This is a genomic window from Psychrobacter sp. Arc9, assembly GCF_041431295.1.
Taxonomy (GTDB): domain Bacteria; phylum Pseudomonadota; class Gammaproteobacteria; order Pseudomonadales; family Moraxellaceae; genus Psychrobacter.
On the sequence record NZ_JASMRK010000012.1, the window covers coordinates 80,074 to 103,000 of the forward strand.

At 38.1% G+C, this 22,927-nt stretch carries 16 protein-coding genes; all 16 read left to right on the forward strand.

The window, feature by feature from the left end; genetic code table 11:
• The first annotated feature begins 103 nt into the window (after positions 1 to 103).
• The 16 genes from QO187_RS08470 (at position 104) to QO187_RS08545 (ending at position 22,853) form a co-directional block, all read left to right on the forward strand.
• Positions 104 to 2,980, forward strand: a complete 2,877-nt coding sequence (locus QO187_RS08470) for a 2-oxoglutarate dehydrogenase E1 component (protein WP_102092685.1) — start codon at positions 104 to 106, stop codon at positions 2,978 to 2,980.
• Between the two features lie 155 nt (positions 2,981 to 3,135).
• Positions 3,136 to 4,383 (forward strand): 2-oxoglutarate dehydrogenase complex dihydrolipoyllysine-residue succinyltransferase, encoded by a 1,248-nt coding sequence (odhB, locus tag QO187_RS08475; RefSeq protein WP_101204629.1) that lies wholly within the window; start codon positions 3,136 to 3,138, stop codon positions 4,381 to 4,383.
• 254 nt (positions 4,384 to 4,637) lie between these two features.
• Positions 4,638 to 6,092 (forward strand): dihydrolipoyl dehydrogenase, encoded by a 1,455-nt coding sequence (gene lpdA, locus QO187_RS08480; RefSeq protein WP_371547997.1) that lies wholly within the window; start codon positions 4,638 to 4,640, stop codon positions 6,090 to 6,092.
• Positions 6,093 to 6,250: 158 nt separating this feature from the next.
• Positions 6,251 to 7,417: an ADP-forming succinate--CoA ligase subunit beta gene (gene sucC, locus QO187_RS08485; protein ID WP_057757869.1), complete on the forward strand. Its 1,167-nt coding sequence runs from the start codon at positions 6,251 to 6,253 to the stop codon at positions 7,415 to 7,417.
• A 149-nt stretch (positions 7,418 to 7,566) separates the two neighbouring features.
• On the forward strand, positions 7,567 to 8,442 hold the full coding sequence (gene sucD, locus QO187_RS08490) for a succinate--CoA ligase subunit alpha (protein WP_101204626.1): 876 nt from the start codon (positions 7,567 to 7,569) through the stop codon (positions 8,440 to 8,442).
• A gap of 92 nt (positions 8,443 to 8,534) precedes the next feature.
• Positions 8,535 to 9,590 (forward strand): UDP-glucose 4-epimerase GalE, encoded by a 1,056-nt coding sequence (gene galE, locus QO187_RS08495; RefSeq protein ID WP_371547999.1) that lies wholly within the window; start codon positions 8,535 to 8,537, stop codon positions 9,588 to 9,590.
• A gap of 202 nt (positions 9,591 to 9,792) precedes the next feature.
• The gene (pseB, locus tag QO187_RS08500) at positions 9,793 to 10,791 is read left to right on the forward strand and encodes a UDP-N-acetylglucosamine 4,6-dehydratase (inverting) (protein ID WP_102078642.1); all 999 of its coding nucleotides are present in this window, start codon (positions 9,793 to 9,795) and stop codon (positions 10,789 to 10,791) included.
• Positions 10,791 to 11,957, forward strand: a complete 1,167-nt coding sequence (gene pseC / locus QO187_RS08505) for a UDP-4-amino-4,6-dideoxy-N-acetyl-beta-L-altrosamine transaminase (RefSeq protein WP_371548000.1) — start codon at positions 10,791 to 10,793, stop codon at positions 11,955 to 11,957. The genes pseB and pseC overlap by 1 nt, the downstream gene beginning before the upstream one ends.
• Positions 11,954 to 12,640, forward strand: a complete 687-nt coding sequence (pseF, locus tag QO187_RS08510; protein ID WP_371548002.1) for a pseudaminic acid cytidylyltransferase — start codon at positions 11,954 to 11,956, stop codon at positions 12,638 to 12,640. Before pseC ends, pseF begins: the two co-directional genes overlap by 4 nt.
• Positions 12,641 to 12,648: 8 nt before the next feature.
• A complete protein-coding gene (locus QO187_RS08515; protein WP_371548003.1) occupies positions 12,649 to 13,788 on the forward strand; it encodes an acetyl-CoA carboxylase biotin carboxylase subunit family protein in 1,140 nt (379 codons plus the stop codon).
• Positions 13,785 to 14,687, forward strand: a complete 903-nt coding sequence (locus QO187_RS08520) for an NAD(P)-dependent oxidoreductase (RefSeq protein ID WP_102078638.1) — start codon at positions 13,785 to 13,787, stop codon at positions 14,685 to 14,687. Before QO187_RS08515 ends, QO187_RS08520 begins: the two co-directional genes overlap by 4 nt.
• A complete protein-coding gene (gene pseI, locus QO187_RS08525) occupies positions 14,684 to 15,748 on the forward strand; it encodes a pseudaminic acid synthase (protein WP_102078637.1) in 1,065 nt (354 codons plus the stop codon). The genes QO187_RS08520 and pseI overlap by 4 nt, the downstream gene beginning before the upstream one ends.
• A gap of 2 nt (positions 15,749 to 15,750) precedes the next feature.
• Complete coding sequence (locus tag QO187_RS08530) at positions 15,751 to 18,699, forward strand: hypothetical protein (RefSeq protein WP_371548006.1); 2,949 nt, start codon at positions 15,751 to 15,753, stop codon at positions 18,697 to 18,699.
• Positions 18,700 to 18,819: 120 nt separating this feature from the next.
• Entirely contained in the window at positions 18,820 to 19,746 is a 927-nt protein-coding gene (locus tag QO187_RS08535) for a hypothetical protein (protein WP_371548008.1), read from the forward strand.
• Positions 19,739 to 20,899, forward strand: a complete 1,161-nt coding sequence (locus QO187_RS08540; RefSeq protein ID WP_371548010.1) for a tetratricopeptide repeat protein — start codon at positions 19,739 to 19,741, stop codon at positions 20,897 to 20,899. Before QO187_RS08535 ends, QO187_RS08540 begins: the two co-directional genes overlap by 8 nt.
• Before the next feature lie 214 nt (positions 20,900 to 21,113).
• Complete coding sequence (locus tag QO187_RS08545; protein ID WP_371548012.1) at positions 21,114 to 22,853, forward strand: tetratricopeptide repeat protein; 1,740 nt, start codon at positions 21,114 to 21,116, stop codon at positions 22,851 to 22,853.
• Positions 22,854 to 22,927: the final 74 nt, after the last annotated feature.

Genomic DNA, 22,927 nt, shown 5'->3' on the forward strand with positions numbered 1-22,927 from the left:
TATTTAACAGGATATGACACATTGTCTAACTACCTGAGCATACAACGACTGACACAATAATAAGCACGATTCCATTCATTTATCTATCAAATAGACGATTATTATGAATAGTATAACCAAAGAAAAATCTGGCCAAGTACATACTGAACTGGCTGCCGATAACGCCAACTATATAGAAGCTCTCTACGAGCAATACCTAACAGACCCTGATAGTGTTGATACTGACTGGCAAACGTACTTTGAACAGTATAAGTCGCAGAACGATGCTCAGCACAATGCTATCAAAGATCAGTTCTTACTACTTGCTCGTAATCAAACGGCAAATAAGAGTAGCAGTACTGATACCGACTCTAGCAGCTCTGCCAACTGTGACCCTAAGCAGATGGGCGTACAGCAACTAATCTCAGCATACCGTCGTCGCGGTCATCGCCGTGCCAAGCTTGATCCTTTAGATTTGCATCCACGTGCAGAAGTAGAAGATTTGACGCTTGCTTATCATAATTTGTCAGAAGCTGATCTCGATACCGTATTCCCGACCAATGATTTAGTCATCGGTAAAGATGAAGCAACATTGCGCGAAATCATCGAAATCATGGAACGTGTTTACTGTGGCCATATCGGTGTCGAGTATATGCACGTTACCACCAGTACCGAAAAACGCTGGATGGAAGAATACCTAGAGACCAATCTAGGCTATATCAAATTCGATAAAGAAAAACGTTTATCTATTCTTGAGCGCTTGACGGCTGCTGAAGGTCTAGAAAAATACCTTGCTCGTAAATATACGGGTGTTAAGCGTTTTGGTTTGGAAGGCGGCGAGAGCTTCATTCCTGCGATCAATGAAATCATTCAACGTGCTGGCGGATATGGCACAAAAGAAATGGTCATTGGTATGGCTCACCGTGGCCGTCTAAACCTACTAGTCAACATTTTAGGTAAAAACCCTGCAGACTTGTTTGATGAGTTTGATGGTAAGGTACAGCCAGAAAAAGGCTCAGGTGACGTTAAATACCACAATGGTTTTTCATCTAATGTGATGACACCAGGGGGCGAAGCGCATTTGGCTTTAGCATTTAACCCATCGCATCTTGAAATTGTAGCTCCAGTATTACAAGGCTCAGTACGTGCCCGTCAAGTACGTCGTAACGATCAGCCATTACTAGATAATACTGGTGGTAATTCAGTATTACCTATCGTGATTCATGGTGATGCTGCTTTTGCTGGTCAAGGTGTGGTTCAAGAAACTTTCCAAATGTCACAGACCCGTGCTTATACCACTGGCGGTACTGTGCATATCGTGATCAATAACCAAGTTGGCTTTACTACTAGCCGTCAAGAAGATGTTCGTTCAACTGAATATTGTACTGACGTCGCCAAAATGGTTCATGCTCCTATCCTACATGTGAACGGTGATGATCCTGAAGCAGTCGTATTTGCTGCTCAGTTAGCATTAGATTATCGTCATAAGTTTGACAAAGACATTATCATTGATTTGTTCTGTTATCGTCGTAATGGCCATAACGAGGCAGATGAGCCATCTGCAACTCAGCCATTGATGTACGCTGTGATCAAAAAGCTTCCGACTACTCGTACTCTGTATGCGCAAAAGCTTATCGCAGAAGGTATCTTGAATGCCGAAGAAGAGAAACAGTACGAAGATGACTATCGTGAGTCTTTAGACCGTGGTGATTATGTTGTTAGCTCATTGGTTCAAGAGCCTAACGAACAGTTGTTCGTAGATTGGAAACCTTATCTAGGTCATGACTTGGTTGATGACTGGGATACCAGCGTTGATATCGAAAAGCTCAAAGGTTATGGACGCCGTATGGCCGAAATGCCAGAAGGCTACAAGCTACAACGTCAGGTTCAAAAAGTCGTTGAACAGCGTCTAGCGATGCAAACTGGCGAAGAGCCTCTTAACTGGGGTGCAGCTGAGACATTGGCTTATGCATCATTGGTTGATAATGACGGCGTACTAGTACGTATTACTGGTGAAGATGTTGGCCGTGGTACTTTCTCACATCGCCATAGTGAAATATACAATGTCAATGATGGCAGTATGTATGTACCATTATCTCATTTAAGTGAGAACCAAGCACGCTTTGCTACTTACAACTCATTGTTGTCAGAAGAAGCGGTACTAGCCTTTGAATATGGTTACGCGACCACCGTACCGAACGCATTGATCGTTTGGGAAGCACAGTTTGGTGATTTCGTTAACGGTGCTCAGGTTGTGATTGACCAGTTTATCTCAAGCGGCGAAACCAAGTGGCAACGTGTTTGTGGTTTGACGATGTTGTTACCACATGGCTTTGAAGGTCAAGGCCCTGAGCACTCATCTGCACGTCTAGAGCGTTTCTTACAGCTATGTGCTGAAGACAATATGCAGGTCATTACCCCAACGACTCCTGCGCAAATTTATCATGCATTACGTCGTCAGGCAGTACGTCCTATTCGTAAGCCACTGATCGTTATGTCACCAAAGAGCTTATTACGTCATAAGCTAGCGACTTCTAATCTAGAAGAGCTAGCTAATGGTAAGTTTGAGACGGTATTGCCAGAGATGGACGATCATAACGCAGATAAAGTGACTCGTATGGTTCTGTGTGGTGGTAAGGTTTATTATGATTTGTTAGAGCAGCGCCGTGCATTAGGTCTTGATCATGTGGCTATCGTTCGTATTGAACAGTTGTATCCATTGCCAGAGACTCGCTTAATCGCTGAAATCGAAAAATACAGCAACCTAACTGAAATTGTATGGACGCAAGAAGAGCCATTGAACCAAGGCGCTTGGTACTATTTAGCACCGCATATGTTCCGTATTGTCGTACCGCATCCAACCAAAGCAAAAGTCATGGAGCCAGTAGCGCGTCCTCCTAGTGCAGCCCCTGCAACAGGATCACCGAAACTACACGCTCAACAACAGCAAGCACTCATTGCTGGTGGCCTTGGCATAAGTGTTGATGAATTAGCTCAGTAACACCTTGTCTAATCAAAAGATTATAGAAGATAAATGAATCAGGCGATGACAGTCAGTGTTTTTTAATAAAATATACGCAAAGTTATTAGAAAACTACTGACTGCCTATCACGACTTAATAATAAGCATGAATATCCAAATCTAAGGAGTATATCGATGGCTGACATCAAAGCCCCCGTTTTTCCAGAATCGGTTGCCGATGGCACAATCGTTGAGTGGCACGTCACTGAAGGTCAACAAGTTAATCGTGATGACCTATTGGCTGAAATTGAAACTGATAAAGTTGTATTAGAAGTTGTGGCACCTGATGATGGTGTATTGACCAAAATCGTAAAGCAAGTTGACGATACTGTATTGTCTGATGAGCTTATCGCTCAGTTTGAAGCCGGTGCAAGTGCTGGTGCTAGCGCAGAAGAAGCGCCAGCAGTAGATCCAGACCAACCAGCTGCGCCAGTTCAAGCAAAGCAAGCTGCTGATGGTGGCGAGCCTGTTCAAGCAACAGATAAGAAAGGCGAAGCTGATCATAAAGATCAAAGCCCAGCAGTTCGTAAAGCAGCAAAAGAGTCAGGCGTAGACCCTAAAGAAGTTGAAGGTAGTGGTCGCGGTGGTCGTGTAACCAAAACTGATATGGCTAACCCAACATTGAAATCGGACAGTAGCATCAAATCTGATAGCGGTCGTCCTGTTGCTGAATCAATGGGTGAGCGTACTGAAAAACGTGTTCCAATGACTCGTCTTCGTAAGCGTGTTGCTGAGCGTCTATTATCAGCATCACAAGATACAGCGATGTTGACGACGTTTAACGAAGTGAACATGAAGCCATTGATGGACATGCGTGCTAAGTACAAAGAGAAGTTCGAAAAACGTCATGGCGTACGTTTAGGCTTTATGTCGTTATTCGTGAAAGCAGCGACAGAAGCGCTAAAACGCTTCCCAGCAGTAAACGCTTCACTAGATGGTGATGACATTGTTTATCATGGTTTTTATGATATCGGTGTAGCGGTATCTTCAGATCGTGGCTTGGTTGTTCCAGTATTACGTGATACTGATCGCATGAGCATGGCTGACGTTGAAAGCACAATCCGTGAATTTGGCGGTAAAGCACAACAAGGTAAACTTGGTCTAGAAGACATGACTGGCGGTACGTTCACTATCTCTAACGGTGGTGTATTTGGTTCATTGATGTCAACACCTATCTTGAACCCACCACAGACTGCTATCCTAGGTATGCATGCTATCAATGACCGCCCAATGGCTGTCGATGGCAAAGTTGAAATCTTACCAATGATGTACCTAGCATTATCTTATGACCATCGTATGATTGATGGTAAAGAAGCAGTACAGTTCTTGGTAACTATCAAAGAATTGGTCGAAGACCCTGCAATGCTACTACTAGACCTGTAAGCTTTTAAGCTTGTATTGGCAACCGCTGATACAAGCTTTTTAACTTTGGTATAGATAATGATTTTTATGAATCAGCGATCGCTTGATGCGCTGATAACTGTATTCAAATGAATTTAATAATGGTGACTTGCTATTGATAAGTGAGTCTATCTCATTGACATAGTGTATTAACTGTTCAGTGTAGATAACGCTGATCTATCAGCAAGATAACAACCAGTCTAAATGACACATACAATTAAAAATAGGAACGTACTATGAAAGACAATTATGATTTAGTCGTCATCGGCGGCGGTCCTGGTGGTTACGAAGCAGCTATTCGTGCAGGCCAGCTCGGTATGAGTGTTGCTTGTATCGAAAAGCGCGTTTATAAAGGCGAGCCAGCACTTGGCGGTACTTGCTTAAACGTTGGTTGTATCCCATCAAAAGCCCTACTTGACAGCTCACATCGTTACGAAGCTACTAAGCATGACCTTGACGAGCACGGTATCAGTACTGGTGACGTTACTATCAATATCGAAAAAATGATAGAGCGTAAAGAAGGTATTGTTAAGCAGTTGACTGGCGGTGTTGCCGCGTTGCTAAAAGGCAATGGTGTTGATTGGCTACAGGGCTGGGGTACTTTAGTTGACGGCACGGGCGCTGACAAAAAAGTTAAATTTACTGCTCTAGAAGATGAAAGCGAAACGACGATCACTGCTAAGAATGTTATTCTTGCGGCGGGTTCTGTGCCTATCGAGATTCCTGTTGCCAAAACTGACGGTGACCGTATTGTTGATTCAACTGGCGCACTTGATTTTACCGAAGTACCTAAGCGTCTAGGCGTTATCGGTGCTGGTGTTATTGGTCTTGAGCTTGGTTCAGTATGGCGTCGTCTAGGTGCTGAAGTAGTTGTGTATGAAGCACTTCCTAGCTTCTTAGCTGCTGCTGACAAAGACATCTCAAAAGAAGCTGGCAAAATGCTGAAGAAGCAAGGTCTTGATATCCGTGTCGATACCAAAGTAACCAATGCTGAAGTCCAAGGTGACCAAGTTGTGGTTACTAGCGAAAATAAAGGCGAATCTTCTGAAGAAAGCTTCGACAAGCTAATCGTTTGTGTCGGTCGTCGCGCTTATTCTGAAAAATTGCTTGGCGATGATAGTGGCATCACGTTGACTGAACGTGGTCTTATCGATGTCAATGACCAGTGCAAAACCAATCTTGATGGCGTTTATGCTATCGGTGATTTGGTCCGTGGTCCTATGCTTGCGCACAAAGCAATGGAAGAGGGCATGATGGCTGTTGAGCGTATTCATGGCGAAAAACCTCAAGTTAACTATGACACTATCATCAATGTCATTTATACTCACCCAGAAATCGCATGGGTAGGTTTGACTGAGCAAGAAGCTGAAGAAGCTGGCTATGAAGTTAAAACAGGTTCTTTCAACTTAGCTGCTAACGGTCGTGCATTAGCGCAAAGCGAAGCGCAAGGTTCTGTGAAAGTAGTTGCTGATGCGAAAACAGATCGTCTATTAGGTATGCATGCTATCGCTGCTGGTGCTGGTGATATCGTCCATCAAGGTATGATCGCGATGGAATTTGTGTCTAGTATCGAAGACTTGCAGTTGATGACATTTGCTCATCCAACTATTTCAGAAGCAGTGCATGAAGCTGCTCTATCTGCAGATGGCCGTGCTATCCACGCTATCCAGCGCAAAAAACGTAAGAAATAAGTAGTTGCTCGTTTAGTTATTATCGATTTACAACCTGATTGGGGTATCGCTATTTTGGTGATGCCACAATCATGAGTGCGTCAGACGTATGATTAATATGTATATGCGCGCACTTGATTTCACTTTTTATTAATTGTAAAAAATAAAGGATACAATCAATGAATTTACATGAGTATCAAGCAAAAGAGCTATTAAAAAGCTACGGTTTGCCAATTCAAGAAGGCATCATCGCTCATAACGGCGAAGAAGCTGCTGCAGCTTTTGATAAAACCCCAACTGACATTGCGGTCATTAAAGCGCAAGTACATGCTGGTGGTCGCGGTAAAGCTGGTGGTGTAAAGCTAGTTAAAACTCGTGAAGAAGCTAAGCAAGTTGCTGAAGAGCTGATCGGTACTAACTTAGTAACGTTCCAGACTGATGCTGATGGTCAGCCAGTAAACTTCGTATTGGTTGCAGAAGATATGTATCCAGTACAAACTGAGCTATATCTTGGCGCAGTCGTTGATCGTGCAACTCGTCGTGTAACTTTCATGGCATCTACCGAAGGTGGTGTAGATATCGAAGAAGTAGCACACAGCACTCCAGAAAAAATCTTCAAAGTAAATGTTGATCCTTTAGTTGGTTTAATGCCTTTCCAAGCGCGCGACGTTGCGTTCAAACTTGGTCTAGAAGGTAAGCAAATCAACCAGTTCGTTAAATTGATGACTGGCGCTTATAAGGCATTCGTTGAAAACGACTTTGCTCTAATGGAAATCAACCCATTAGCTGTTCGTGAAAATGGCGAAATCGTTTGTGTTGATGGCAAAATCGGTATTGACTCAAACGCACTGTATCGTTTGCCAAAAATCGCAGCGCTACAAGACAAGACTCAAGAAAATGAGCGTGAGCTTAAAGCCGCTGAATTTGACCTAAACTATGTTGCTCTAGAAGGTAACATCGGTTGTATGGTTAACGGTGCTGGTCTTGCAATGGCGACCATGGACATCATCAAATTGTATGGCGGCAAGCCTGCTAACTTCTTGGACGTTGGCGGCGGCGCAACTAAAGATCGCGTTGTTGAAGCGTTCAAAATTATCCTAGAAGACAGCAGTGTTGAAGGCGTTCTAATCAACATCTTCGGCGGTATCGTACGTTGTGACATGATTGCAGAAGCTATTATCGCTGCTATCAAAGAAGTTGACGTACAAGTACCAGTTGTTGTTCGTTTAGAAGGTAACAACGCTGAGCTAGGCGCACAAATCCTAGAAGAGTCTGGTCTGAAATTGATTTCAGCTCAAGGTTTATCTGACGCGGCTCAAAAAATTGTCGATGCTGTTAAAGCGTAAGTCTTTAAACATAAGTGTTTAGAGATAAATGCTTAAGCATAGTAGTCAAATCGTAGTAGTGGTTTTATAGCAAAGATTGGTTATCAAAATTTGATAAGACTAGTTATAAAGGCCACTGTTACAAGACAACCGAATACAAGGAAAATATAATGAGTGTATTAATCGATAAAGATACCAAAGTATTGGTACAAGGTTTTACTGGTAAAAATGGTACGTTCCATTCTGAACAAGCCATCGAATATGGCACAAAAGTTGTTGGTGGTGTTACTCCAGGTAAAGGCGGCCAAACGCACCTAGGCCTACCAGTATTTAACACTATGGCGGAAGCCATGGAAGCGACTCAAGCTGACGCTTCTGTTATCTACGTACCAGCACCATTTGTACTAGATTCTATCGTTGAAGCAATCGATGCTGGCGTTAAGTTGATCGTTGTGATCACTGAAGGCGTACCGACTATCGATATGCTAAAAGCAAAACGCTATCTTGAAGAAGCTGGCGACGTACGTTTGGTTGGTCCTAACTGCCCAGGCGTTATCACTCCAGGTCAGTGCAAAATCGGTATCATGCCAGGCCATATCCATCAGCCAGGTAAAGTAGGTATCATCTCACGTTCTGGTACATTGACTTATGAAGCCGTAGCTCAGACGACTAAGCTTGGTTTTGGTCAGTCAACTTGTATCGGTATCGGTGGTGATCCTATCCCTGGTATGAACCAGATTGACGCATTGAAGCTATTTGAAGCTGATCCACAGACTGAAGCTATCATCTTAATCGGTGAGATCGGCGGTACTGCTGAAGAAGAAGCTGCTGCTTACATCAAAGACCATGTGACTAAGCCAGTTGTTGGCTATATTGCTGGTGTTACTGCTCCAGAAGGCAAGCGTATGGGCCATGCTGGCGCTATCATCTCTGGTGGTCAAGGTACTGCTGAAGAGAAATTCAAAGCGTTTGAAGATGCTGGTATCGCGTACACACGTGACCCATCTAAGCTAGGCGATAAGCTAAAAGAAGTTACTGGTTGGTAAGATAGGCATTAGTCTACTAACTACCAAAACTCTATTGAATTACTGATAAGACACCCCTACAATGGGGTGTCTTTTTTATATCTGAATCCCTTATGAAAAACAAGATACTAGTTACGGGCGGTGCTGGATATATCGGTTCCCATACCTGTATAGCATTGCATGAAGCAGGCTATGAGGTTGTCGTATATGATAACTTATCTAATAGTAGTCGTGAAGCGATTAACCGTGTCTCTACGCTTATTGGACAGACAATTGAGTTTATCGAAGGTGATATACGAGATGCTGAGTCACTTAAAAAAGTGTTTGCTGCATATCATTTTTTTGGTGTGATTCACTTTGCTGGGTTAAAAGCAGTTGGGGAGTCAGTAGCAAAGCCACTCATGTATTATAATAATAATGTCAGTGGAACCATCACTTTATTAGAAATGATGTCAGAGTATGATGTCAAAAATTTAGTTTTTTCATCATCTGCCACTATTTATGGTGATCCTGAATCCTTACCTATCGATGAGAGCTCGAAGCGTTCTTGTACCAATCCTTATGGACAAAGTAAGCTTGCTGTCGAATACATATTAGAAGACTTAGCTGTGTCTGATGGCAGCTGGAACCTGATTGCTCTTAGATACTTTAATCCAGTAGGCGCGCATCCATCAGGACAAATTGGCGAAGACCCTAATGACATTCCTAACAACTTGATGCCTTATATTTCTCAAGTAGCCGTCGGCAAACTTGATAAGCTCAGTATCTTTGGCAATGACTATCCTACTGTCGATGGAACAGGTGTCCGTGACTTTATTCATGTTACTGATTTGGCTCAAGGTCATGTGGCTGCGCTAAATTATTTAGAGAAACAAATTAGACTAAACGAAAGTGGTACGACACAACAATATTCAGTAGGCTTTTTACCTATTAACTTAGGTACTGGCAAAGGTGCGTCTGTATTAGAATTGGTATCTGTATTTTCTGACGTATCTGGCCAGACTATTCCTTATCAGTTTATAGATCGTCGAGCAGGTGATATCGCGAGTTGTTATGCCCGTGCCGATAAAGCGAAAACGTTGTTAGGGTGGCAAGCTGAATTATCGATTATTGATATGTGTCAAGATACATGGCATTGGCAGAGCATGAACCCGAATGGTTATGAGTAGATTTTTTCTATTTTTTGCAGTTGAGTGACATTTTTTTCTAGAGTAAAAATATAAAAATAAGGAGTTTTCCATAACTTTAGCTGAAAATTAAATTACGAGTCAGTTATAATATGAGAGTAAACAATTATTTAAAAGCACAATCACCTAATTAACATAGGTGATTTCCATTTAGACATATACAAATATCTGAGGTTAAGAAGAAATGTTAAGTAATTCAACGATTTTGGTGACAGGTGGTACAGGTTCGTTCGGACATAAATTTATACCTATGACCCTTGAAAAATATAATCCTAAAAAAATCATCATTTTTTCAAGGGATGAAATGAAACAATGGGAAATGGCTAAATTGTTTCAAGATGACCCACGTGTGCGCTTTTTTATTGGCGATGTAAGAGATAAAGAAAGGCTATATCGTGCTTTAGATGGAGTTGATTATGTCGTGCATGCTGCTGCTACTAAAATTGTTCCAACAGCAGAATACAATCCTTTTGAATGTGTAAAAACAAATGTACATGGGGCAATGAACCTAATTGACGCATGCATAGATAAAGGTGTTAAGGGTGTAGTTGCGTTATCAACCGATAAAGCAAGTAGTCCTATAAATCTATACGGTGCTACTAAACTCACTTCTGATAAATTATTTGTAGCAGGAAATGCTTATAGTGGACAGCATGTGACCAAATTTTCTGTCGTAAGATATGGTAATGTGATGGGATCACGTGGATCAGTAATCCCTTTCTTTTTATCAATTAAAGAAAGAGGTGAGCTACCTATTACTGATGATCGTATGACACGTTTTATGATTACCTTGGAAGAAGGCGTTGAGCTTGTATGGCATGCTTTTGAAGATATGGAAGGTGGTGAGATTTACGTTAAAAAAATTCCATCAATGAATATTATGGATGTAGCAAAAGCTGTGGCGCCAGAAGCTACCACTAAGGTAGTTGGTATTAGACCTGGTGAGAAACTACATGAGCAAATGATTGGTGCTGAAGATTCTTATTATACTTATGAGTACCCTGAACACTTCAAAATCTTACCTACTATTAACAACTGGGGTCATTCACCTGAAAGAGTGAAAGATGGTAAATTAGTTCCAGAAGGTTTTGTTTATTCAAGTGATAATAATACTGAATGGATGCCAAGAGAAGAGCTCGAATCTTGGATACAAGAAAACAAAGATAATATTGGTAAAATCTAATGAATTTTATTCCCTACGGTCGCCAAAATATTACAGAGGAGGACATTGACGCAGTCGTCAATGTCCTCAAGTCTGATTATTTAACGCAAGGCCCTAAAGTGCCAGAGTTCGAAGATACAATCAAAAAACATTGTAATGTTGAATATGCTCTGGCAATGAACAGTGCTACTTCAGCCCTCCACGTTGCGTGTTTGGCTTTGGATGTGGGCAAAGGTGACATTGTTTGGACGACACCTATTACATTTGTAGCATCTGCAAACTGTGCTTTGTATTGTGGTGCTACAGTTGATTTCGTAGATATTGATCCAAGGACCTATAATTTATCTACTCAGTCTCTAGAACATAAGCTTAAAGCTGCTAAAGAGCAAGGTAAATTACCGAAGGTAGTGATTCCTGTGCATTTATGTGGTCAACCTTGTGATATGGAGAGGATATATCAACTTTCTAAAAAGTATGGCTTTTATATTATCGAAGATGCTTCACATGCTATAGGTGGTAATTATAAAAACCAGCCAATAGGTAACTGCCAATATTCGGATATTACAATTTTTAGCTTTCATCCAGTGAAAATAATTACGACTGCTGAAGGCGGCGTAGCGACCACGAAAAGCAAAAAGCTAGCACAAGAGATGGAGTTGTTACGTAGTCATGGTATTACTCGTGATTCTGATCTAATGACTCATGAGCCAGATGGCTCTTGGTACTATCAACAAATTACGCTTGGTTTTAATTATCGAATGACTGAAATGCAGGCTGCGTTAGGTGTTTCTCAAATTAAACGTCTTAATACTATTACTGATAGACGCCACCAACTTGCTAAAACATACGACAGCTTATTGGCTGATCTACCTGTAATAACTCCTTATCAACATTCAGATGGATATTCAGGACTACACCTTTACGTGATACGTATTGAAACTAAACAGGTGCAAAGAACCCAAAAAGAAATATTTGATGATTTACGGGCTGCGAATATTGGTGTCAATCTTCATTATATCCCTGTACACCTCCAACCTTACTATCAACAAAACTTAGGGTTTACGTTAGGGGACTTTCCTGAAGCAGAGTTATACTATGCACAGGCAATTAGCTTGCCTATGTATCCTGAACTTTCAGAACAAGAGCAGGAGTATGTAGTAAAAACGCTAAGGAGTATTCTAATATGAGTAGTGTAGCTTTGATTCCTGCTCGTGGTGGAAGTAAGCGTATTCCTAGAAAAAATATAAAGAACTTTTGTGGAAAGCCAATTATTGCCTATTCTATCGAATCAGCCCTAGAAAGTGGTTGCTTTGATAAGGTAGTTGTATCAACAGACGACCAAGAAATTGCAACTGTAGCTGAAAAATATGGTGCCGAAGTTCCTTTCTTGAGGCCTGAATACATCAGTAATGACTTTGCAACAACGAAGGATGTAATTAATCATTTTCTAGAGTATTTAAAAGAAACTGATGATGACTATGACTATCTTTGTACTATTTATGCTACAGCGCCACTTCTTCAAAAAAAATATCTTGTCGAAGGTCATAACAAGCTACAGAATTCTAATGTAGTAAATGTATTTAGCTGTACAACGATGCCATTTCCTATACAAAGAACTTTCAAGTTAGGGCATGATGATCGATGCGAAATGTTTTGGCCAGAAAACTTCAGTAGTCGTAGCCAAGATTTGGAAGAGGCTTATCAAGATGCAGGTCAGTTCTACTGGAGAAATCTAAAAACCATCTCTACAAAAAACATGTTTGGCTCTGATAGTGCCGGGATAGTTATACCAAGACATTTCGTACAAGATATTGATACATTAGAAGATTGGGAAAGAGCCGAATATATGTATCAGCTAATCAATAGATAGGATAAATAATGAATAATACAATATTAATTCTGGGTACAAACTCAGGGCAACTTGATTTAATCAAAACAATGAAAGAGTTGGGTTGGTATGTTATTGGTTGTTCAAATAGATCTGATGAAGTTGGCGTTAAATACACAGACAAATTCTATGAAGTTGACATTCGTGATATTGAAGCAGTATCAAAGATAGCAGTAGATAATGATGTTAACTTAGTATATTCAGTATCATCAGATACAGCGATTAAATCAGTAGTACAGGTCTCTAGCAAACTCAACTTGCCTACTTTTTATTCAGAAGAGCTAATCCGATTACTTGATAATAAGCAAGATTTAAGAAGTTTTTTGAATAACATTGAGCTTAGTATTGTTAACTATGTAGAAGTTGATGCCATTGATGACAGTAACAAATGGAATACGTTCCCATGTATCGTAAAGCCATCTAATGCACAAGGTCAGCGAGGTGTAAAAAAAGTTGATAATGCTTATGAGCTAAAGAACTCAGTTATAAATGCTAAACAATTTTCGTCAAACAACACTGCAGTGATTGAAGACTTTCTAGATGGAGTGGAGATATCGTGTAATGTGCTAGTTTCAGAAGGCCAAATTGTATTTGACATACTATCTGAACGTTTAACTTATAACGATGAATATTTTGGTATACCAAAAGGACATCTAATTCCTTGTGTAAACATTGACGAAGATACTAAGAAAAAAGCTGTTGAGTTGGTTTCTAATGTAGTAAAAGCATTAGAAATTGAAAACGGACCTTTATATTTTCAAATGAAAGCGACTACGAACGGAGTCAAAATTATCGAAATCGCTCCGAGATTGGATGGCTGTCACATGTGGAGACTTATTCAGCATGCCACAAATAGAAGCTTTCTAGTTGAAACAATTGAGGTGTTATTAAATAAGCATCAAAGTATGCAGCGTGTGAAGCTGAAAGATAATAAATACTACGAATTGATTTTTCAACATTCACAACCGAGTCAAACATTTGAAGAAGAACGTTTCCCTATTCCAGTAGATGCTCTATATCATGAATATAGATACTCTAATGGAGAAGCGATTAATATCATCAATGGCAAAAAGGAAGTAGTAGGTTACTACGTTGCTGAATTTCCAAAAGATAAGTGGGAAGATGAATGAGACTCATAGTCACAGGTGCGACAGGTTTTATTGGTAGGCATTTAGTTGAGTCCGCTCAGCAGAATTTTGAAATTATCTGCTTAACGAGAAGTAACGAGAAAAATGGTGAGAATCAAAGCGTAAGTTTTGTTCAGACAGACTATGAGCTAAATAGTCTAGAAAATATTTTTCGAGAAGGTGATGTGTTGGTTCACTTAGCTGGTCAAAGATTAACTAGAAGTGAAGAAAAACCTAAGCTAAGTGGCTTTATTGATTCCAATATAAAGATGACCGAAAACTTGCTTTTAGCAGCATGTGAGGCAAAAATCAGGCAAGTTGTTCTGACTTCTACCATTGGAATATATTCCGAAATGGATAGAACGCCATATTTAGAAGATGCGGTTACACATCCCAATACTATATATGGATTGTCAAAGTTAATGGGGGAGCAGCTAGTCACCTATTACTGTCAAAAAAACAATGTCAAAAGTACTATTTTTAGACTGTCTCAGTGTTTTGGTGTAGGAGAAAAGGACTCTCCAGTCTTAATGAGGTTTGTAAAGTTAGCTAGAAACAAAGAAAAGCTTACCGCCCAAGATAACGAGTTTTATTTGGATGAGGTGTATGTTAAGGATGTTGTTGAAGCAATAATTTTATCCATTACTAAAGAAGTAGCAGGTACTTTTAATGTTGGCGGTGGTAAAGCATACTCTATTTTAGAAATGGCAGAAACAGTTAATGAAGTTTTTGATAATACTGATAACATTGAAATCATCTCAAATATAAAAATTAGAAACGTAGATAATTTTCTATCAACTCAGAAAATAGAGAATCAATTAAATTGGACACCTAAGTTTAATTTAAAAGAGGCTTTAGTTGATATGAGAAATACTTATAATGCAAATAAGGAGTTGAAATGAATACATTGAAGGAAGTTCTATATAAAGGTGATGCTAAAGCAAATGATCCAACTCCGTTTATCATTGCAGAAATGTCAGGGAACCACGGAGCCTCATTAGAACAAGCACTAAAGATTGTCGATCACGCTTCACAAACAGGTGTAGACGCTCTAAAGTTGCAGACCTTTACACCAGAATCGATGACCTTAAATTTAGATCACGACCACTTCAAAGTGACTAACAAAAAGTCATTATGGTATGGCAGAAGACTTTACGACTTATACGAAGAAGCCCAAACAAAGTATGAGTGGCACAAGGCTATATTTGATAGAGCACGTGAAAAAAATGTTTTATGTTTTAGCACTCCTTTCGATGAAGAGGCAGTAGACCTTCTAGAGTCGTTAGAGGTTCCAGCTTATAAAATTGCTTCTTTTGAATGTGTTGATATTCCTTTGATTAGATATGTTGCTCAAACAAAGAAACCAATGATTATCTCTACTGGAATGGCATCTATTTCTGAAATCGACCTGGCTGTGAATACAGCTCTAAAAAATGGCTGCTCTCAGCTGACGCTTTTACAGTGTACTAGTAGTTATCCAGCTCCTGCATCAGAAGCAAATTTAAGAACCATTCCTCATATGAGAGAGTTGTTTGGTTGTCAGGTGGGTTTGTCTGACCACACGCTAGGCATAGGTGCTGCAATAGCTGCTACAACGCTAGGTGCAACTGTTATTGAAAAACATTTTAAGCTAGAAGATGATGAGGGTAGCATCGATGCAGCATTCTCTTTGACACCGAGCCAGTTTAAACAGCTTGTGACTGAATGCAAAACTGCTGCTGAGGCTATGGGTTGTGTATCTTACGGAGTAAGTGATGCTGATACACTAGCAAGAAAAAATAGAAGATCTATTTATGTTGTTAGTGATATCAAAGCTGGTGAATTGATTACAAGTGAAAATATTAGAAGAATAAGACCGGGACATGGTTTAGCACCGAAATATTTTGATGAAGTAATTGGTAAAAGGGCTGCATCAGATATGAGTATAGGCACACCGTTAGATTGGAATAAATTAGAGAATTGATTATGACTCATTACTGGCTCAAAAAAGCAAAAAAAAGTCTTTTAAAATCTAAAGAGTTTTCTAAGGCGAAAGAAATCTTGGAGACGAATAATTTTTTAGAGAAGAAGGAGTTTGCAAAAGTAAAAGAACTCTTAGATTCTAAAGAGTTCTCGAAAGCAAAAGAGTTCTTAAAAGCTAAAGAATTAGAGTTTTTCAAGGCCAAAGATTTCTTAATCACTAAAGTGAATCAAAGTCCTAGTCATGATATAGAAGAAACATTGCAAGAGTTGGTAAGTAATGAGCAGCTACGGGTTACTTCTCAAAGAAAATATGGTTTGCATCTTGAAAAGCTATTGAACTCAGAAGAAGGCTTAAAAGACTTAGGCGCAGTTGCTGAAAGACTGATAGGCAATAACCCTGATAGTATTCTACTGATATATTTGTCAGTTATCTCTCTAGCTAAGCAAGAGAGATTTGAAGAAGCGTCTGATTTAATTTCAAGTAAAGTTGTAGAGCTGAAGTTAAATAAAACTAAAAATATTAAGGTCAGAGATAAACAATTAGTGGCCTTGCTAAAGGTTTGGAGAGTTCTCGATCTTGTAGCAAGAGAAAATATGAAGTGGGCAGATGGTGATAATTTAAAGAACAAAAATTACGATGAGTTAGAGTTCTTGTTATCTGATCATGACTTAGAAGATCCTGAGTTGACCTCTGATCTTATTCTATTTTATGCTGAGCCATATTTGCAGGGTAAGCTTCATCATGATTATTTGAATATATGTCAATTAGCATTTGATAAAGCAAAGACTTTAGATAAAAAGCTCAAAGTTATTTATGCTTCTAGACGAGAAGGTATTAGGCGTCTTCCTAGCTATCATAAAAACTATGAGTTGGCGATAGCTTTATATGTGTCATTAGAGGATGAAATTAAAGAGTTTGTTGACCAATCTTTGTTAGACAGAACCTTAAAGAATGTAAAAACTCTAAGAACAATAATGAATGTAGGAAGGTCTTTGGGGCAGGGTGCTATATATAGACCGGCTAAAGAGGCAATTATTCAAATCGCAATGTCAGATACAGGTCAGTCAACAGTATGGACTGCCGCCTTTGCACTTATGGAAGATGGTAAAGACAATTATGAAATATCCAAAAAAATACTGAATTTAAATGATAAAAAACCTCAGCATGCATCCGATATTCAGCATTTTCTGGATTGGGCTATATTATCAGAAGAGTATCAATTAGCTTATGAATTCTTTTCAAAGCAGCCAAGAAAAGTAAAGGAGTCAAAGAGTGCTCTTTCTTATGTAAAAATTCTTCATAGACTTAAAAAGTTTGAAGAAGCAGAAGATATAACTAGAGGAGTTCACATTTCTCTTTTATCTCGGAGCCATAATTTATGTCCGTATACTAGTTGGTCATTGGTCAAACGGTCAGGCGAGCTTAAATTTTTAAAGGATACGGCCGTACTGTATCAAAGTATTCCACAGCCCAAAAATCCACAGGGAGTAATTTTTATTACTCCAAGATCTATAGAGCAGTTGAGAAAAACGCCTATCGTTCTTCTCATGGAGCTTAAAAGATTGGGTTGGGCCGTCATACCTTTATCAGAAGGTCTTTTGCCGACAGAAAAAACGAACAATGTATATATCAATGAGTTCATTGATGTCATAACGATGAATCGAGAAATAAAGAGGGACTCTAAGCTTGAACTTGATACAGAATTCGATATCAGTTTGAGTCAAGGTAAAATGCAGTGGAAAGATATTGATCTATCTCATGTTTTGTGGGAAGAGTCAGCTATCAACAAACGTATCTATGACGTAGATTACACTTGCCCGGCATTAAACAACTACTTAAAAAATATTTATACTACAACAAAGTCGGCAGCGACTGTTTTAGACAATATTCATAAGCTAAAAGACGATATTGGATTAAGAATCGGTTTTATCGTACAGTTTAATGCAAGATTACCAGATGCGCTCTATCGTTTTTATTGCGAGGAATACGGAGATCCTAAAGATTTCTTTTGCATACATTCTGCAAATGGATATCAAAACTACTTTTCTAACTTCTCTACTAATATATCTTCTAAGTGTGTTGTTAGAAATATGACGAAGTACCCTCATACACGGTCTGCTAGCTTCCCATTACCAGAGGAGTTTGAAGTTTTCTACCAAGAAAACAAATATCGTGCTGAAGAGATTTTAGAAACGGTAAGTGGCGTTACAAATGTAAAGAGATCCGTCTCTTATGATGACGACTCTGTTGAGAAGAGAGCTGCTATTCAATACATTAATAGTTGGAGAGCAGCTGGCAAAAAAGTAGTTTGTGCATTTGGCAAGGTTGTCTATGATTCAGGAGTTCCATTTGATGGAGGTGCTGCACATTCAGACATGAAGGACTGGATCAATCATTCTATTGAAACGGTTAATGGTACAGATACATTACTACTTATCAAGCCTCATCCACATGAATTAAATCAGCAAATTTCAACATTTGGGAATGCCGTATTTAGAGATATTATTCAGGAAGAAAACCAGAATGTAATATTTCTAGACCATAATTGGTTCAAAATGTATGACTTGAAAGATTTGATAGACTTTGCAATCGTTTATAACGGTACGTCTAGTATTGAGCTAGGTGTAATGGATATACCCGCTATTCTATGTGGACATTTCGGAACGGTCGACTACCCGGTCGGGCACCCTTCGCCAAACGATAGATTGCATTTCGAACAAATGTTAAAAGGTGAAGTCGGACTTGAATGTGACGATGAGTTGAGATACAAATCAGCATTATGGCTTTTTTATATGGGGAGTAGTCTGTTTACGACGGACTACAGATATCACTCAAGGCCTGTCACCAATAAAGTTCTTTATCCTCCATACTGGTTTAATAAAGATGTAAATCGTTATTTGACTAAGGGTGATCAGAACGTGAGAAAGCTTGCATTAGAAATTATTGAATAGGATTATAAATTGGATATAGTCGTTATAAGATGTTTAGCAAGTACTAACGTTGGATTTGGCCATTTGGTCAGATGCAGAGTGCTTGCTACGGAGCTATGCAAAAGAGGATATGGCGTGATTATGATTGGCCCACCTCTTAGCTTAAAAGATAAAACTGACGAAACCAATTTTTTCGAATGGATTCCCAGAGAGAATTGGTTAAGCTCTGAAAGTGAAGCTGACTTTCATCTTAGTGTTTTGAAAAAATACAATTCAAAGCATATGATTATCGATGATTATCGATCTGATGGAGAACATCAGAAAAGATTGCGCGAAGAAAATGTAAGGATCGTTCAGCAATATGATGCTAGTAAAAAGCAAAATTTTGCGGCCAATCTGGTAGTAAATGGTAGTCCACATGAAAGAGCGGAATTTTATAAAAAAGATGTTTTATATAATGATGTAGAGTTTTTATTAGGTCCTAAATATTGCATACTGCGACCAATATTCTTTAATGATGAGCTCAAAGAATGCCATAAGCAAAAAAGAATCTTGATGACTTTTGGTGGCGGTAGTGATAGAGGTGCAATTCTCTACATTTTAAAAAACTTCTATCAAATTATTGCAGACAATAATTGGAAATTAACTATAGTAGTTAGTGATAAGAATGAAAATATTGGAGACATATCTAATTGGATAAACTCAAAGGGCTCTAAAGATATTGAGCTTATGATCAGTCCTGAAAATATGGCAGAAATAATGTCTACCTGTAGTTTTGCAGTCTTAGGTGGTGGAACTACTATATTTGAAGCTGCCTATCTAGGTATTCCGGCACTATTGATACCTATTGCTGATAACCAAACAAATCAATGTATAGGTTGGGATAAGTTGGGCGGTATGACATATGTTTCAAACTTTAATGAACTTGATGATGCTAAGTTTGCAGAGAATCTAAGAAGTTTCTTGAGTGAGCCTAGCTTAATTGAATCACATAGACAAAATCTAAAGACTATTATTGATGAGCATGGCTATGAAAGAATACTCGATAAGCTGTTGAACGATGAGTAATAGTGAATTTCCAACACCTTTGAAAGGTGATAATCATTCTATATTTGTCAGACCAAGTTCGTCAAAGTTAGTTATTTTCTTTGCTGCAATTAATATGAAAGAAAATCAATTTAATTTTTGGCAACTAGGCAGAGAAATTGATGAGAATGTCATTTTTGTAAACGATCCTTCTAATCAATGGTATCTAAATGGTATTCCAAGCTTAGGAGCAAGTTTGGATCAGACAATACTATGTCTCAAAAAATGGATAAATCATTTAGAGGTGAAAGATGTGTATGCTGTTGGAACTAGCATGGGTGGTCATGCATCCATTCACTATGGGATAGAATTAGATGCCAATATACTATCATTTCCAGCTGAGATTATATTGGGAGAGCCGTATTCTAGAAGCATTCAAAACTTGGAGCAGGATATAGTAAAGAAAAATTTTCTATTAGAAAAAATAGCCAGTTTTGATAGAACGATACATATGATAATCGGTGAATCTACACCTAAAGACCTGATTAATGCAGGTTATATAAGGGGTTTTGAAAACGTTAAAGTTTACTCATTATTAGGAACGGATCATTACGTACCTTCTGTGATTTCACGTTCTAGTAAGCTATACACATTGTTGATGAATTTTGTCTCTACGGGTATGGTTCAAAAGGAGCTGTTTTCGAACTCAGGAAATTTCAATCTATACGATGATGAGTTGTTTGCCGATCTTGCTGAAGCATATCAGAACTTCAGAGCTGCTAATTTCGAAAAGGCCATCTTTTATGCCAAAAGAATACTCACTAGGTTTCCCGCTTTCGAAAGTGCGTTGTATATAATTGGAGACAGTTATTTTCAGAAGGAAGAGTATCAGTTAGCAACGAATTATCTGGCAAGTGCCGCCATAGTAGCTCCCAATAATGCAGACTATTTATTTAAGTATTCACATGCTATTAGAATGCTAGGTGATAAAAATACTAGTCTACATATTTTAGATACTTTGATTCAAAAATTTCCAAACTATGCTAAAGCTTATTATGCTAGAGGTAATATGCAAGTAGAAGAGGGTAATGAGTTGCAGGCTCTAGAGTCGTTCAAGTTAGCGTTCTCTTTAGATAATAGAAATAAAAAATTTGAGAGTAGATATTTGAAGTTACGTAATAAACCCTTCATATAAGTTGTTGTTAGTTCTTATATATTCATCAGTGGAAGTCAATCAATTAGTGCTTTCACGAGAGAATTAATAAACTCTACTTTTCTTAGGTTGATTATGGTGAAACACATTCTTAAGAAACATTAAAATTATTAATGCTGCTATATGCTGAAATAAACGTACATCATCAAAATCAATTAAAATTTAAGAAATTAGGTAGTTTTACGGAGTATTAAGAATGAGTCATGATAAGAATATCATAGCGAAAAAACAAGACAGTGTACCTACTTCTTACGATATAAAAGACGACGAAAATATTTATTTCAATGAGGTTGATGAAGGCCTAACATGTAAAGTTGAACCGTCTTATAAATTATTACTTTCTCTTGCACAAGAGTTAAAGTCAAAAAAACAATACCAAGATGCTAAAAAAATATTTCAACAAATCTTCGAAAAATATCCTGAAAAACCTCAAGGTTTACGAGGGTTGATTCAAATTTCTCAGCAGACTAATGACTGGCAACAAGTAATCAAACTAACAAGTCTACTTATTAATAAATTTCCTGAAATATGTCAAGGTTATTGGGCTAAAGGTAATGCCTATTTGAAACTTAAAAAACATACTCAGGCAAAAAATCAGTTTGAACAATTACAAGCACTTTTCCCAAATGAAATATTAGGTACAGTTGGATTAATAAAATTAGCAAAAGAACATAATGACTTGCAGCTATTGGTTAAGTTGATAGAAAATTTTATCGATACTTTCCCAAGTATTTGGAATAGTTACTGGTATGATTCAGATATGAAGAGTAAAATGCATATTGATTATATAAGTGCATTACTAGATACAGGGAAAGTTAATAAGGCAGAAAGTATAGCCTGTCATTTCCAAACTATTTACCCTGAAAGTATTTCAATACATCATGCCTTGATTTTAGTATATCAAAAAAAACAAGAATATAACAAATCATTCAATAATTTTGAATTATCTTTAAAGCTAACTGACAATAGCCTTATCAAGAAAGATATAATTATATTATCTAAAGTTACCTTTATGAAACTAAGGTTTTTTAGTGAATATGAAGTCCTAATTAATGAGCTGATGGAGAGCTTCCCTAATCGAGTAGATGTACTAACAGCTTGGTTAGAACTACCTGTCCTAGGTCTGCCTTTAATACGGTCTTGGGAAATTGATATTAAGAAGCTTGATGAGATATTAGATAGAAAGCCAAATCATATAAAATTTTCAGATGAACGTGCAAGTTTACTACTTTCTACTGGTAGACTGAATGCGGCTGAAATATTCTTACGTGAGCAGATTCAAAAACGTCCACGCCATTTAGGTCTCAATAGAAAATACTGTATTTGCGCTCATCATAGAAAAGACTGGAAAGAAGCAGAAAATAGATTTGATAATTTTTACAAGATTTTTCCGAATGATAAATCTGATGTGTTCTTTTATTATATACATGTTTTGTACAAACTTAGTAAATTTGATAAGCTGCAAGCTGAGTACAAAAAGTTTAATTCAAAAAGATTTAAGAATTTTGATAATTTTGATGCACTAGATGAGCTGCAAAGCAATTTACTGCTAGGTAACTATGAGAAGGTGGAAGACCTAGATGATTACAACCACTATAAAGTAAAAAACAAGTTTGAACACCTTTATAAGGAAGAAAATCTATCTATAAAGAAAGTTATAAATAACCCAAAAAATGAGGTTTTATTTGTATGCCTTGGAGGCATACATGAAAATGCACCAAAACAATATGCGCTAAACAAGTTCGAGAATACAAATTATTTTGATAAAACTATTAGTATAAAAAAAGACAACCATTCATTTCAAGGGCTGGCAGATAAGACAACGCAATTTAATTACTTACTAATAAATGATTTTAGTAGCAGCTACTGTTTAATAAAAAAAGATAAATTTTTGGAGAAAATTGAAAATAGTATTAAATCTATAGATCACAAATAGACCTCTTGCAAAAGTCATAATTTAAGCTCGGAATTAATGATACCAGCAAACAGCTTCATTCTAAGATCATAGCG

Coding starts and splice junctions, on each gene's coding strand:
- QO187_RS08470 (WP_102092685.1), top strand. CDS start 104: ATGAATAGTATAACCAAAGAAAAATCTGGCCAAGTACATACTGAACTG.
- odhB (WP_101204629.1), top strand. CDS start 3,136: ATGGCTGACATCAAAGCCCCCGTTTTTCCAGAATCGGTTGCCGATGGC.
- lpdA (WP_371547997.1), top strand. CDS start 4,638: ATGAAAGACAATTATGATTTAGTCGTCATCGGCGGCGGTCCTGGTGGT.
- sucC (WP_057757869.1), top strand. CDS start 6,251: ATGAATTTACATGAGTATCAAGCAAAAGAGCTATTAAAAAGCTACGGT.
- sucD (WP_101204626.1), top strand. CDS start 7,567: ATGAGTGTATTAATCGATAAAGATACCAAAGTATTGGTACAAGGTTTT.
- galE (WP_371547999.1), top strand. CDS start 8,535: ATGAAAAACAAGATACTAGTTACGGGCGGTGCTGGATATATCGGTTCC.
- pseB (WP_102078642.1), top strand. CDS start 9,793: ATGTTAAGTAATTCAACGATTTTGGTGACAGGTGGTACAGGTTCGTTC.
- pseC (WP_371548000.1), top strand. CDS start 10,791: ATGAATTTTATTCCCTACGGTCGCCAAAATATTACAGAGGAGGACATT.
- pseF (WP_371548002.1), top strand. CDS start 11,954: ATGAGTAGTGTAGCTTTGATTCCTGCTCGTGGTGGAAGTAAGCGTATT.
- QO187_RS08515 (WP_371548003.1), top strand. CDS start 12,649: ATGAATAATACAATATTAATTCTGGGTACAAACTCAGGGCAACTTGAT.
- QO187_RS08520 (WP_102078638.1), top strand. CDS start 13,785: ATGAGACTCATAGTCACAGGTGCGACAGGTTTTATTGGTAGGCATTTA.
- pseI (WP_102078637.1), top strand. CDS start 14,684: ATGAATACATTGAAGGAAGTTCTATATAAAGGTGATGCTAAAGCAAAT.
- QO187_RS08530 (WP_371548006.1), top strand. CDS start 15,751: ATGACTCATTACTGGCTCAAAAAAGCAAAAAAAAGTCTTTTAAAATCT.
- QO187_RS08535 (WP_371548008.1), top strand. CDS start 18,820: ATGATTGGCCCACCTCTTAGCTTAAAAGATAAAACTGACGAAACCAAT.
- QO187_RS08540 (WP_371548010.1), top strand. CDS start 19,739: ATGAGTAATAGTGAATTTCCAACACCTTTGAAAGGTGATAATCATTCT.
- QO187_RS08545 (WP_371548012.1), top strand. CDS start 21,114: ATGAGTCATGATAAGAATATCATAGCGAAAAAACAAGACAGTGTACCT.